The 13,183-nt window shown below is 72.1% G+C and carries 14 protein-coding genes; 11 read left to right on the top strand and 3 right to left on the bottom strand.

Features of this window, described 5'->3' with window-relative positions:
• Positions 1–229: 229 nt before the first annotated feature.
• Positions 230–799 carry a hypothetical protein gene (locus AC069R_RS23535; RefSeq protein ID WP_478768780.1) on the bottom strand — a complete coding sequence of 190 codons (570 nt, stop codon included), beginning with the start codon at positions 797–799 and terminating at the stop codon, positions 230–232.
• Between the two features lie 92 nt (positions 800–891).
• Here AC069R_RS23535 and AC069R_RS23530 point away from each other — a divergent pair, with 92 nt between their 5' ends.
• The 9 genes from AC069R_RS23530 to AC069R_RS23490 all read left to right on the top strand — a co-directional run bounded on the left by AC069R_RS23530 (position 892) and on the right by AC069R_RS23490 (position 8,137).
• Positions 892–2,343, top strand: a complete 1,452-nt coding sequence (locus AC069R_RS23530) for a menaquinone biosynthesis decarboxylase (RefSeq protein ID WP_478768779.1) — start codon at positions 892–894, stop codon at positions 2,341–2,343.
• The gene (gene mqnP / locus AC069R_RS23525) at positions 2,340–3,242 is read left to right on the top strand and encodes a menaquinone biosynthesis prenyltransferase MqnP (protein WP_478768778.1); all 903 of its coding nucleotides are present in this window, start codon (positions 2,340–2,342) and stop codon (positions 3,240–3,242) included. The genes AC069R_RS23530 and mqnP overlap by 4 nt, the downstream gene beginning before the upstream one ends.
• Before the next feature lie 97 nt (positions 3,243–3,339).
• Positions 3,340–3,987, top strand: a complete 648-nt coding sequence (locus AC069R_RS23520) for a UbiX family flavin prenyltransferase (RefSeq protein ID WP_397984627.1) — start codon at positions 3,340–3,342, stop codon at positions 3,985–3,987.
• 109 nt (positions 3,988–4,096) lie between these two features.
• Positions 4,097–4,552, top strand: a complete 456-nt coding sequence (locus AC069R_RS23515) for an Lrp/AsnC family transcriptional regulator (protein WP_397984626.1) — start codon at positions 4,097–4,099, stop codon at positions 4,550–4,552.
• A gap of 38 nt (positions 4,553–4,590) precedes the next feature.
• Positions 4,591–5,754 (top strand): aminofutalosine synthase MqnE, encoded by a 1,164-nt coding sequence (gene mqnE, locus AC069R_RS23510; RefSeq protein WP_478768777.1) that lies wholly within the window; start codon positions 4,591–4,593, stop codon positions 5,752–5,754.
• Between the two features lie 57 nt (positions 5,755–5,811).
• Complete coding sequence (locus tag AC069R_RS23505; protein WP_478768776.1) at positions 5,812–6,462, top strand: UdgX family uracil-DNA binding protein; 651 nt, start codon at positions 5,812–5,814, stop codon at positions 6,460–6,462.
• Between the two features lie 16 nt (positions 6,463–6,478).
• Complete coding sequence (locus tag AC069R_RS23500; protein WP_478768775.1) at positions 6,479–7,003, top strand: N-acetyltransferase family protein; 525 nt, start codon at positions 6,479–6,481, stop codon at positions 7,001–7,003.
• Positions 7,004–7,094: 91 nt separating this feature from the next.
• Entirely contained in the window at positions 7,095–7,394 is a 300-nt protein-coding gene (locus AC069R_RS23495; RefSeq protein WP_478768774.1) for a DUF4229 domain-containing protein, read from the top strand.
• 80 nt (positions 7,395–7,474) lie between these two features.
• Positions 7,475–8,137 (top strand): TetR/AcrR family transcriptional regulator, encoded by a 663-nt coding sequence (locus tag AC069R_RS23490; protein ID WP_478768773.1) that lies wholly within the window; start codon positions 7,475–7,477, stop codon positions 8,135–8,137.
• On the opposite strand, the gene lgt is transcribed toward AC069R_RS23490, so the two are convergent.
• Positions 8,124–8,987 (bottom strand): prolipoprotein diacylglyceryl transferase, encoded by an 864-nt coding sequence (gene lgt, locus AC069R_RS23485; protein WP_478768772.1) that lies wholly within the window; start codon positions 8,985–8,987, stop codon positions 8,124–8,126. The two genes, AC069R_RS23490 and lgt, sit on opposite strands and share 14 nt — an antisense overlap.
• A gap of 58 nt (positions 8,988–9,045) precedes the next feature.
• Positions 9,046–9,897, bottom strand: a complete 852-nt coding sequence (locus tag AC069R_RS23480) for a MaoC family dehydratase (protein ID WP_478768771.1) — start codon at positions 9,895–9,897, stop codon at positions 9,046–9,048.
• 231 nt (positions 9,898–10,128) lie between these two features.
• Here AC069R_RS23480 and AC069R_RS23475 point away from each other — a divergent pair, with 231 nt between their 5' ends.
• Together AC069R_RS23475 and AC069R_RS23470 are read left to right on the top strand one after the other, a co-directional pair.
• Entirely contained in the window at positions 10,129–12,087 is a 1,959-nt protein-coding gene (locus tag AC069R_RS23475; RefSeq protein ID WP_478768770.1) for an AMP-dependent synthetase/ligase, read from the top strand.
• A 208-nt stretch (positions 12,088–12,295) separates the two neighbouring features.
• Complete coding sequence (locus AC069R_RS23470; protein WP_478768769.1) at positions 12,296–13,057, top strand: G1 family glutamic endopeptidase; 762 nt, start codon at positions 12,296–12,298, stop codon at positions 13,055–13,057.
• Positions 13,058–13,183: the final 126 nt, after the last annotated feature.

Below are 13,183 nucleotides of genomic sequence, written 5' to 3'. Positions count from 1 at the left end.
CGGACTACCGGCACATGGACGACGGCCTGGGCCCCATCTCGGTGTGCACGAGGGCCGTTACGCCGCCGGGAAGCAGGTGCTGGCCGCTCCCCGACGACAGGGACGCCCGGCCGCCGTGGTCCGCCACCACGGCTGCTGCTGCGGGCGGCGGCGGACCTCGCGGTGGTGCGTGACCTGGACACGGCGCACCGGGACAGCAGCCGTCGGCCGGGGTCGCGCCCTTGCGGGGTCAGGTGTTCGCGGTCCTGCGGCGGCGCACGGCGAGGCAGCCCACCGCGGCGAGGGCTGTCGCGCCGCCGACGCCCGCGGCGATGGTGCCGATGTGGCTGGAGGGCGCGGCCGCCTGACCGCAGTACCGGCCGTGGTCGTCCCCGACCCTGATGGTCAGGTGGCCCCGGTCGCCGATCGCCGCGGACTTCGCGTGCGGCCCGCCGATGTCCACCGGGTAGCTGCCCGGCGCGGTGTCGCAGCTGATGCTGCCCTGGCCCTGCCCGAAGCTGTTCTTCGGCATCTCCATGGTCACGTCCTTGGTGAACGCCGGGGACGTCACGGTGAAGCCGCCGTCGCCGTCCGCGGCCAGCGAGGTCAGGTCGACATCGGACGTGACGACGACGGGCGCGCCCCGCTGAAGGGGGCCGTCCGCGGTGCTGCCGCTGTCGCGGACGGCGACACCGAGGCCCGGATCGCCGCTGCCGAGGCGGTGTGAACGCCCGTGAGCCCGATGACGGTCGCGGTGATCAGGGTTGCCGCAGTGCGCAGGTACATGGCCAGAGCACAGCACCCGGACATCCGTTCGCACGACCTGTCCGGGATCGGCACGGGAAGCGGCACCCGGTCGCGGGCCGGGCCCGGTGACAGGGAGCGCGGGGTGGGTGGCCGATACTGGGGGGCATGGCTTATGACGATCTTCGCTCCCTGCTCCGGGCCCTGGAGCGCGAGGGAGACCTCAAGCGCATCAAGGCCGAGGTCGACCCCTACCTGGAAATCGGGGAGATCGTCGACCGGGTGCAGAAGTCCGGCGGCCCGGCGCTGCTGTTCGAGAACGTCAAGGGCTCGGCGATGCCGCTGGCCATGAACGTCTTCGGCAGCGACCGCCGCCTCCTGAAGGCGCTGGGCCTGACGTCGTACGACGAGATCTCCGGGAAGATCGGCGGGCTGCTGCGCCCCGAGCTGCCGCACGGCTTCGTCGGCGTGCGCGAGGCGTTCGGCAAGCTGGGCGCGATGGCGCACGTGCCGCCGCGCAAGATCAAGGAAGCGCCCGTGCAGGAGGTCGTGCTGCACGGCGACGACGTCGACCTCGACCGGCTCCCCGCGCTGTTCACCTGGCCCGAGGACGGCGGCTCCTTCTTCAACCTGGGCCTGACCCACACCAAGGACCCCGCAAGCGGTGTCCGCAACCTCGGCCTGTACCGCCTCCAGCGCCACGACAAGCGCACTATCGGCATGCACTGGCAGATCCACAAGGACAGCCGCAACCACTACCAGGTGGCCGCGCGCCGGGGCGAGCGGCTGCCCGTGGCCATCGCCTTCGGCTGCCCTCCGGCCGTCACCTACGCCTCCACCGCGCCGCTGCCCGGCGACATCGACGAGTACCTGTTCGCCGGGTTCATCGCGGGCAAGCGGATCGAGATGGTCGACTGCAAGACCGTCCCGCTCCAGGTCCCGGCCAACGCCGAGGTCGTCCTGGAGGGCTGGCTGGAGCCGGGCGAGATGCTGCCCGAGGGCCCCTTCGGCGACCACACCGGCTTCTACACGCCCCAGGAGCCGTTCCCCGCGCTGAAGATCGACTGCGTGACGATGCGCAAGCGCCCGCTGCTCCAGTCGATCGTGGTGGGCCGGCCCCCCACGGAGGACGGCCCGCTCGGCCGCGCCACGGAACGCTTCTTCCTCCCCCTGCTGAAGATCATCATCCCGGACATCGTGGACTACCACCTGCCCGAGGCCGGCGGCTTCCACAACTGCGCGATCGTCTCGATCGACAAGAAGTACCCGAAGCACGCGCAGAAGGTCATGCACGCCGTCTGGGGGGCGCACATGATGTCCCTCACCAAGCTGATCGTGGTCGTGGACGCCGACTGCGACGTCCACGATCTGCACGAGGTCGCCTGGCGCGCCCTCGGCAACACCGACTACGCCCGTGACCTCACGGTCGTGGAAGGCCCCGTCGACCACCTCGACCACGCCTCCTACCAGCAGTTCTGGGGCGGCAAGGCCGGGATCGACGCCACCCGGAAATGGCCGGAGGAGGGCTACACGCGCGACGGCGGGTGGCCGGAGATGGTCCTGTCGGACCCGGATACGGCGGCCCTGGTCGACCGCCGCTGGAAGGAATACGGACTGTGAGCACCGCTGCCCCGACGATCCCGCGGCCGGGCCGCACCCGCGCCTTCCTGCGCCTGGTGATGATCGAGCACTCGGTCTTCGCGCTCCCCTTCGCCTACATCGCCGCCCTGACGGCGATGTACGAGCTGGATGGGAACATCCACTGGGTCCGGCTGCTCCTGGTCACCGTCTGCATGGTCGGCCTGCGCACCTTCGCGATGGCCGTGAACCGGATCATCGACCGGGAGATCGACGCCCGCAATCCGCGCACCGCCCACCGCGAGCTGGTGACCGGCGCGATGTCGGTACGGCACGCCTGGACCGGCGCGCTGGTCGCGCTGGTGGTCTTCCTGGGCGCCGCGGCGCTCCTGAACCCGCTCTGCCTGGCCCTCGCGCCCATCGCGGTGATCCCGATGGTGGTCTACCCCTACGGGAAGCGGTTCACGAACTTCCCGCAGGCCATCCTGGGGATCGCCCAGGCCATGGGCCCCATCGGCGGCTGGCTGGCGATCTCCGGCAGCTGGTCCTGGGACGCGGTGATCCTGGGCCTCGCCGTCGGCGTCTGGATCGGCGGCTTCGACCTGATCTACGCCTGCCAGGACGTGGAGACCGACCGCGCCATCGGTGTGAAGTCGGTCCCGGCCCGCTTCGGCATCCCGGCCGCCATCCGGGGCGCCCGCGCCTGCCATACGGTCACCACCGCGCTGTTCGTCTGGTACGCCCTCGCCACCCACGCGGGCGCCTTCTTCTGGCTTGGCCTGGTGATCGTGGCCGGCGCGTTCCTGTACGAGCACTGGATCGTGCGCCCGCACGACCTGTCCCGGCTCAACCGGGCCTTCTTCAGCGTCAACGGTTTCATCGGGATCGCCCTTTTCGTGTGTGCCCTGCTGGACCTGCTGGTGCGGGGCCTGACCGTCTGAACCGGGCGCCCGCGCCCCCGGCTTGCCCCCCACCCGGCCCGGTCCCGGCCGGGCGCGCCGGTACGCTCAAGGTGTGAACGCAGGAGAAACGCGGCGCGTGCCTTGGATCGTGGGGGTGTCCGGTGCTTCCGGGACGCCGTATGCGGCTGCCGTGCTGCGGGCTTTGCTGGCGGCGGGGGAGGCCGTGGACCTGGTGGTCAGCCGGGCCTCCCGGCTGACGCTGCTGGACGAGACGGGGATCTCGTTCCGGGACGCCCACTGGCAGGACGACCTGCGGGAATGGCTGGCCCGTGGCGCCGACGGCAAGCCGGGGACCTTCGACGCGGACGTCAGCGGGGTGCGGTACTGGAGCGCGGGCGACCTCGCGGCGGGCCCGTCCTCGGGGTCGTACCCGGCGAAGGGCATGCTCATCGTGCCCGCCTCCACGGCCTGTGTGGCGGGGGTCGCGCTGGGGCTGTCCAAGGATCTGCTCCAGCGCACGGCGAGCGTCACCCTGAAGGAACGCCGGACGCTCGTCGTCGCCGTACGGGAGACCCCGCTGAACGGCCAGACCCTGCGGCACCTCGTCGCCCTGGACGACGCCGGCGCCTCGGTCGTCCCCGCCTCGCCCGCCTTCTACGCGGGTGCCACGCACATCCAGGACCTGGTGGACTTCGTCGCCGGGCGGGTGCTGGACGCGGCGGGCGTCGAGCACGGGCTGTACCGGCGCTGGCGCGGTGAACTGGGCGGCGGCAGCGGGCAGTGAGCGGCACCCGGCACCACTCGGCAGCGGCGGCACCCGGCATCGGCACCACCCAGCAGTAGCGCTCTACCCCTCATCACTCGAGAACTCTTCAGCGGAAGGCTTCGATCGCATGGACGCGGTGGACAGGCAGCTCATCCAGGCCCTGAGGGAGAACGGCCGGGCCTCCTACGCGGAGCTGGGGCGCCTCGTCGGACTGTCGGGACCCAGCGTCACCGACCGCATCAACCGGCTGGAGGCGGCCGGTGTCATCACCGGCTACCGCGCCACGGTCGACGCGGCCTCCCTCGGCCTCGGCGTCACCGCCCTGATCGGCATCTCGCTCTCCGACGCGGCCGACCACGAGGACGTGGCGCAGCGGCTGCGGGACCTCAAGGAGATCGAGGACTGCTGGTTCATCGCCGGCGACGACTCCTTCATGCTCAAGGCGCGCGCGACCGACGTGGACGGCCTGGAGCGGATCATCCGCCGGCTCAGCGGGACCAAGGGCGTCTCGCGCACCCGTACCACCATCGTGCTGTCCACGAAGTGGGAGAACCGGGTCGGGGAGCTGCCCGAAGAGGTCTAGGGATACCGTAGGCCGAGCTGTCGTAGAAAGGTGTTGGCATGGACGTCGGGCTCAAGCGCGCGCTGGAGGAGAAGGTCCGCTCCGGTGAGCGGCTGACCCGCGAGGACGGCATCGCGCTGTACGAGTCGGACGACCTGGCCTGGCTCGGCGGTCTGGCGCACGAGGTGCGGACGCGCAAGAACGGCGACGTCGTGCACTTCAACGTCAACCGGCACCTGAACATGACGAACGTGTGCACGGCCTCCTGCGCGTACTGCTCCTTCCAGCGCAAGCCGGGGGAGAAGGACGCGTACACGATGCGGATCGAGGAGGCCGTGAAGCTCGCGAAGGCGATGGAGTCGGAGAACCTCACCGAGCTGCACATCGTCAACGGGCTGCACCCGAACCTGCCGTGGCGCTACTACCCCCGGTCGCTGCGCGAGCTGAAGGCGGCCCTGCCGAACGTCTCGCTCAAGGCGTTCACGGCGACGGAGATCCACCACTTCGAGACGATCTCCGGTCTCTCGGCCTCCGAGATCCTGGACGAGCTGATCGACGCGGGGCTGGAGTCGCTGACCGGCGGTGGCGCGGAGATCTTCGACTGGGAGGTCCGCCGGCACATCGTGGACCACCGGACCCACTGGGAGGACTGGTCCCGGATCCACCGGCTGGCGCACGAGAAGGGTCTGAAGACCCCGGCCACGATGCTGTACGGCCACATCGAGGAGCCCCGCCACCGGGTGGACCACGTCCTGCGCCTGCGCGAGCTCCAGGACGAGACCGGCGGCTTCCAGGTCTTCATCCCGCTGCGCTACCAGCACGACTTCGTGGACATGAAGGACGGCAAGGTCCGCAACCGGCTCCAGGCGCGGACGACGATGGCGACGGGCGCGGAGGCGCTGAAGACCTTCGCGGTCTCCCGGCTGCTGTTCGACAACGTCCCGCACGTGAAGGTCTTCTGGGTCATGCACGGCGTCCAGACCGCGCAGCTGGCCCTCCAGCACGGCGCGGACGACATGGACGGCTCGGTGGTGGAGTACAAGATCACCCACGACGCGGACAACTACGGCACCCCGAACAAGCTGACCCGCGAGGACCTTCTGGACCTCATCCGCGACGCCGGCTTCCGCCCGGTGGAACGCAACACGCGCTACGAGATCATCCGCGAGTACGCCCCCGCCGACCCGGCCCGCCGCGACGCCCCCCAGCCGATGCGCCTCTGACCACCCCGACCGGACCCCCTCCGTTCGCCGCCCCCGCCCCCTGGGTACCCGGCGGTCATGGCCCCCGATCCCGCCCCCGAGGACGCCTACACCGCCGCCCCCTTCGTGCCGGCCAGCGGTGGGCTCGGGGCGTTGCGGAAGGCGGCGGCCGGGTGCCGGGGGTGTCCGTTGCACGGGCCCGCGACGCAGACCGTGTTCGGGGAGGGGGACGAGGGCGCGCGGGTGATGCTCGTGGGGGAGCAGCCTGGTGATCAGGAGGACCGGCAGGGGAGGCCCTTCGTGGGGCCGGCCGGGCACCTGCTGCACAAGGCGCTCGAAGAGGCGGGCCTGGACCCGGCGCAGGCGTACGTCACCAACGCGGTCAAGCACTTCAAGTTCGCCCAGACCGAGCCCGGCAAGCGGCGGATCCACCGCGCCCCCAGCCTGCGCGAGATGACCGCCTGCGCCCCCTGGCTGGCGCGGGAACTCGCGCTCGTGGAGCCCGAGTTGATCATCATCCTCGGCGCCACCGCGGGCAAGGCGCTGCTCGGCTCCGCCTTCCGGGTCGGCCAGGTCCGCGGCACCGTCATCGAGCGGGACATCCACGGCCGTCCCGAGCGCCTGCTCCCCACCGTCCACCCGTCGTCCGTGCTGCGCGCCGACGACCGCGACGCCGCCTATCAGGGCTTTCTCGCCGATCTGAAAATCGCCGCCCGCACCCTGGGGTAATGATTACACTGCCCCGGTGTCCCTTACCTTCACCCTGGAACCGCCCTTCACCCCCGCCCTCCGCGACGGCCTCCTCGACCTCTGGACGGACGTGACGAACGCCGGCGGTGCCGTCGGCTTCGTCGCCCCCGTCGACCGGGAGGAGATACGGCCCGAGCTGGTGCGTCACCTCGTCCACATGGCCGAGGGCCGCACCCGGCTCCTCGTCGGCCAGGACGAGCACGGTACGACCCTCGCCGCCGCGTTCCTCACCGGGAACCCGCAGCACCTGGCCGCCCACTGGCTCTCGCTGTACTCCGTCATGGTCCACCCCCGCCACCAGGGCAAGGGGTACGGCCGCGACCTGCTGGCCGCCGCCGAGGACGCGGCCCGCGCGACCGCCGGCATCGAGGCGATCCGCCTGTCCTGCCGGGGCGGCCACGGGCTGGAGCGGTTCTACGGCTCCTGCGGCTACAAGGAGGTCGGCCGCGTCCCCGGCGCCGTCCGCGTCGCCCCCGGCGACGACCGCGACGAGATCTTCATGCTGCTGCCGCTCGGGTGACCGCCCGGCCCGCCGACCCCGCTGCATGATCGCCCGCGCGGCGTGCTTCACTGGACGATGACCCCTTTTGGAATCGGACGAGTGGATTGAGATGCTCCGCTACACGCTGATGCGCCTCGGTATCTTCGCGGGCTGCCTCTTGGTCGTCTGGGGAGCCGTCTACTCCGGCATCTTCCCGCGCGGCTTCGGCAACTCCAACGGCCTGTGGATCGCCCTGCTCGCCCTGGTCGTCTCGGCGCCGATCAGCTGGGTGGCGCTGCGCAAGGAGCGGGACCGCGCCTCGATGAAGGTCGTCGGCCGGGTCGACCGCATGAAGGCGAACCTGGAGGCGAACCGCAGCCAGGAGGACATCGCCGACGACGCCGCGCGGGCCCAGAGCCAGCCGTCGTAGCCACCTGTTGACGGCTGCCAGGAATATCAAGATCGTCAAAGGCCGGGTCGCGGTTCCGGCGTCCCTCTAGTCTTGCCCCCATGAGCGGCGGCAGGACCAGACGGATGCCGAGGGCGGAGCGCGAGCGGCAGATGCTCGACGCCGCCGTGCGGATCATCGCCCGGCACGGGTACACCGCCGCGTCGATGGACGAGATAGCCGAACTCGCGGGCGTCTCCAAGCCGCTGGTGTACCTCTACCTCCACTCCAAGGACGACCTCTTCACCGCGTGCATCCGCCGCGAGGCCGCCGCCCTGACGCGGGCCGTGCGCGCGGCGGTCCGCCCCTCCTCGCCCGCCGACCGCCAACTCTGGGACGGCGTCCGGGCGTTCTTCGCCTACACCGCCGAGCACCCCGACGGCTGGACCGTCCTGCACCTCCAGGCCCGCACCCACGGTCCGGGGTTCGCCGCCGAGGCCGACGCCCTGCGCGCGGAGATGACCGCGTTCGTCACCCGCCTGATCGCGGCCGCCGCCCAGGAGTCCCCGCACTCCCGCGACCTCCCGGCCCGCGAACTCGCCGGCCTCGCCGTCGCCCTGGTCGGCTCGGCGGAATCCCTGGCCGACTGGACCAACGCCACCCCGTCCGCCACCGCCGCCCAGGCCTCCGAGACGTTGATGAACTTCGCCTGGTCCGGGCTGGGCAACCTGATGTCCGGCAACCGCTGGGCCCCGCCGGGCGTGGCACCGCTCAGCCGGCCCTGACCCCCGTCTCCCCCGTCTCCCCGGTCTCCGCGGGCTCCGCGATCTCCGCGTCCGCCTCCCGCGGCGCCCTGCGGCGTTGCAGCAGGACGAACCACACCAGGCCGGCCAGGGCCGTCAGAGACGCGATGTAGAAGTTGAGGCGCAGGCCCAGGAAGTACTGCGAGTAGTCGACGCGCAGCGACTCCTCGAAGATGCGGAAGGCGGAGTAACCGGTGACGTACAGGGGGAACAGGCCGCCGGGGCGGACCCGGCCGCTGCGGCCCAGGCGGATCAGGACGGCCGCGAGGAGCAGGTCCCAGATCAGTTCGTAGAGGAAGGTGGGGTGGAAGGTGGCGTTCTGGAGGTAGCCGGCGGGGCGGTGCGCGGGGTCGATCTCCAGGCCCCAGGGGAGGCTGGTCGGGCCGCCGAACAGCTCCTGGTTGAAGTAGTTGCCGATCCGGCCGATGGCCTGCGCGATCAGCAGGCAGGGGGCCAGCGCGTCCATCATGCCGGGGACCGAGGCACCGGCCCGCCGCAGCCGCCACACGCAGACGGCCGTGGCCAGGGCGACGCCGCCCCAGATGCCCAGGCCGCCGTCCCACACCGCTACCGGGCCCCACCAGTGCGGGGGGATGGCCGCCGGTGTCGTCAGGTCGAAGTAGATCCGGCCGCCGAGGATGCCGAACGGCACGCCCCAGATCGCGACGTCCTCCACCAGCGCCGGGTCGCCGCCCGCGGCCTGCCAGCGGCGCCGGCCCAGGTGGACGGCGAGACCGATACCCACGACGTACATCAGGCCGTAGAAGTGGATGTACAGGGGCCCGAGGTGGAAACCGTTCACCGAGGGGGAGGGGATGGCGGCTAGCAGCATGGGGACGAGGGTACGTGGGGCGTCTCTTACCGGCCGCCCCGACCAGCCCTCCACCCTTCTACGGCACCCCGCCGACCGTCCCCGACACCTGCACCCGGCCGTCCCCGCCCCGCAGTTCGAACCGGTCGCCCTCCGCCGACGCCCCGTACCGCACCACCCCCGGCAGCGGCACCGGCGCCCGGAACTCCACCCGTGCCGACCCGGCGTCCCCGTGCTCCGCCACGCACCGCGCCGCCGTCCACATGCCGTGCGCGATGGCGCGGCGGAAGCCGAAGGGGCGGGCGGTGAGGCGGGTGAGGTGGATGGGGTTGCGGTCGCCCGAGACGGCGGCGTAGGCACGGCCCAGGTTCGCGGGCAGGGACCACTCGGCGAGGGCCGGGAGCGGAGCCGCCTCCGCAGGGGGAGGGCCTGGAAGGGCCGCGAGCGTACCGTCCATCCCCGTCCCGTGCCGGCACAGATACGTACTCGTCGACTCCCACACCAACTCCCCCTCCCGCCGCGCCCGCGTCACCACCGTCGCCTCCGTCCCGCGCCGGTGCGGGGCCAGTCCCGAGACGTACACGGTGAGTTCGTACGACTCCCGCGCGGGCAGCGGCGCGTGCCGGGCGAGCGTGATCGAGGTGTGCACCAGCCCCGGCAGCGGGAGCGGGAAGTCCCGCGCGCCGAGCAGCCGCATGGCCAGGGGGAACGCGAGGACGTGGGGGTAGGGGAGGGGGAGGGTGCCGGCGGCGGGGAAGCCGCACAGGCGGGCGTACCGCGCCAGCCGGTCCGGCTCCGCGCGCACCCCGCGCAGCACCAGCCGCGTGTCCGGGTACGGCACCCCCGCCGACGGCCGCTTGCCCAGCGAGCGCACCGCGCCGGCCAGCAGCAGCGGCCCCAGCGCCGGTGGCCGGTCGAGGACGGTCGGCATCAAACCCCCCGGAGACGGGAACAGATCGCTTGCCCGGCGGTAAAGTTACCGCAGGTAAGCCGAGGTGGGCCAGTGCCGGAAGCTGCGACAGAAGCTGCCACAGCCCCGCACAGCCCCGTCCCCGGACCAACCCCGAAACCGCACGAAACCCCCACGACGGGCCCGTACGATCACTCGCCTGACCGGCGGTAGCACCTCAGCTCGTTCGCCGCGCGCTCCGGGCGCCGGTGCATGCCTCGCCGCCCGCCCGAGGAGCCGCACGTGTCCCCCCTCCACCCCATCAACCCCCCGGTACCCGCCGTCGATTACGACGGCCGCCCGCTGCTCGTCGCGCCCCACACCCGGCGCCTCGACGGGGCCGTACGGGAGGCCGTCGTACCGCCCGTCGCGGCGCCGGTGACCCATGGGTCGCTGGCCGACCTGCCGTTCGACAACGCCGCCGGGGACCCGGACGCGGTGGTGCTCGGCCGCAGGCTCGGAGACGGCCGCTGGGCGGACGTCACCGCCGCGCGGTTCGCCGGGGAGGTGCTGGCCGTCGCCAAGGGGCTGATCGCGGAGGGGCTGGCGCCCGGCGACCGGATCGCGATCATGGCGCGTACGAGGTACGAGTGGACGCTGCTCGACTTCGCCGCCTGGGCCGCGGGCCTCGTCACCGTCCCCGTCTACCCCACCTCCTCCGTCTTCCAGACCCGGTGGATCCTGCACGACTCCGGCGCCGTCGCCCTGGTGACCGAGACCGCCGCCCAGGCCGCCGCGCTCGGTCCCGAGCTGCAACACCTGCCGGATCTGCGGCACTTGTGGGTCATGGAGAAGGGGCACGTGGAGCGGCTGGCCGACGCGGGGGCGCCGGTGCCGGAGGGCGAGACCGGGGTGCGGCGCGGCATGCTCGGGCCCGACACGCTGGCCACCCTCGTCTACACCTCCGGCACCACCGGCCGCCCCAAGGGCTGCGCCCTGACGCACGGCAACTTCTTCGCCGAGGTGGACAACGCGATCGAACTCCTCCACCCCGTCTTCCGGCAGCACGACGACGACCCGTCCGTCCTCCTCTTCCTCCCCCTCTCGCACGTCTTCGGGCGCATGGTCGCCATCGCCTGCCTCCGCGCCCGCGTCCGCCTCGGCCACGCGCCCAGCCTCAAGGCCGCGGACCTGCTGCCCGACCTCGCCGCCTTCCGGCCCACCGCCCTGCTGACCATCCCCTACATGCTGGAGAAGGTCTTCAACTCGGCCCGCGCACAGGCCCAGTCGAGCGGCCGGGGGACGGTCTTCGACCGCGCCGCCGCTGTCGCCCGGCGCTACGGAGAGGCGGTCCAGGCCCGCCAGAGCGGCACCGGCGGCGGCCCCGGCCGCGCGCTGAAGACCCAGCGCGGCTTCTACGACCCCCTCGTCTACCGCCGTATCCGCGCGGCGCTGGGCGGCCGGGTCAGGCACGTCATCTGCGGCGGCTCCCCGCTCGGGCGCCGCCTGGCCGCGTTCTACGCCGGTGCGGGCATCGAGGTCTACGAGGGGTACGGCCTCACGGAGACCACCGGCGCGACGACCGTCACGCCCCCGCTCAAACCCCGGCTGGGCACCGTGGGCTGGCCGCTGCCCGGCACGCGGGTGCGGATCGCCGCGGACGGGGAGATCCTCGTCTCCGGTGACCACGTGCTGCGCGGCTACTGGGACCCGGCGGCCGGCGGTGTCGTCCCCGCCACCCGCGAAGGCTGGCTGCACACCGGGGACTTGGGCGAGCTGGACGACGACGGCTACCTCACCATCACCGGCCGCAAGAAGGAACTCCTCATCACCTCCGGCGGCAAGTCGGTCGCCCCCGCCCCGCTGGAGAACTGGCTGCGCCAGCACCCGCTGATCTCCCAGGTGATCCTGGTCGGCGACGACCGCCCGTACGTCGCGGCCCTGCTCACCCTCGACGCCGAGGGCATCGTGCACTGGCGGCGGATGAACGGGAAGCACCCGGTGCCGCCCGAACTGGTCGCGGACGACCCCGAGTTGCGGGCCGTGCTCCAGCGCGCCGTGGACGACGCCAACCGGCTCGTCTCCCGCCCCGAGTCGATCCGCCGCTTCACCGTCCTGCCCGTCGACTTCACGGAGGAGGCCGGCCATCTCACGCCCTCCATGAAGCTCCGGCGCGCGCGGATCCTCGCGGACTTCGGCCGGGAGGTGGAGGCGCTGTACGACGGGTCGTGAGCGGCGCCGTCGCCCTGTGCCCCTGGTCGGTTTCTCCTTCAACACTCCTTTTGTAGAAGGTTCTTGGCAGGACCTTTGCTGTGAAAACCCGGATGCCGGGTGACAACGGGACGCGTGTTGACTGCACACTGACAACCACGGGCGCACGTTCCCCCCACTGGTGGCCGCCAGTCACGTCTGCACCGCGAGACCCGCGATAAGGAGCAGCATGTCTGCCACGATCCGCCTCACCGCAGCCACAGCCGTCGCCGCCGCCGTCCTGTCGGCACTGGCGACCTCCCCCGCGGCCGCCGTCGCCGCGCCGGCGCTGCGCATGACCCCGGTCAGCGGTCACATCACCAGCCACCACCTGGTCGGTGGCATCAGGAACAGCACCAGCTCCAACTGGGCCGGCTACGCGGCGACCGGTACGACGTTCACCAGCGTCTCCGCGAGCTGGGTGCAGCCGGCGGTCAGCTGCACCAGCAAGACCACGTACTCGTCGTTCTGGATCGGCATCGACGGCGACGGCAGCAACTCCGTGGAGCAGACGGGCACCGAGGCGGACTGCTCCAGCGGCCGGGCGGTGTACTCGTCCTGGTACGAGATGTACCCGGCGTACCCCGTCAACTACAGCAACGCGGTGAGCGCGGGTGACCACTTCACCTCCACGATCACCCGCAGCGGCTCGACGTACACGCTCACCCTGAAGGACACCACCAAGGGCTGGACGAAGACCACCACCAAGACGCAGAGCGGTCTGTCCAACGCCTCCGCCGAGGTCATAGCCGAGGCGCCGTCCAGCTCCACCGGGGTGCTGCCGCTGTCGAACTTCGGCACCGCGAGCTTCACCGGCGCCACCGCCAACGGCCAGGCGATCGGCAACTACTCGCCGGACAAGATCGACATGGCCTCGGGCAGCACCACCAAGGCGACCACCTCCGCGCTGAGCGGCGGCGAGAACTTCTCGGTCACCTACAACCACAGCTGACCCGGACCCCGCACCACCGGGGGGGGGGGGGGGGGGGGGGGGGGGGGGGGGCAGAGGGGGGGGGGGGGGGGGGGGGGGGGGGGGGGAGGGGGGGAGGAGGGGGGGGGGGGGGAGGGGGAGGGGGAG

The sequence above is a fragment of the Streptomyces sp. NPDC043952 genome, from assembly GCF_056435325.1.
The sequence above is the reverse complement of the archived record's forward strand: the minus strand, read 5'-3'. Positions and strand labels throughout refer to the sequence as shown.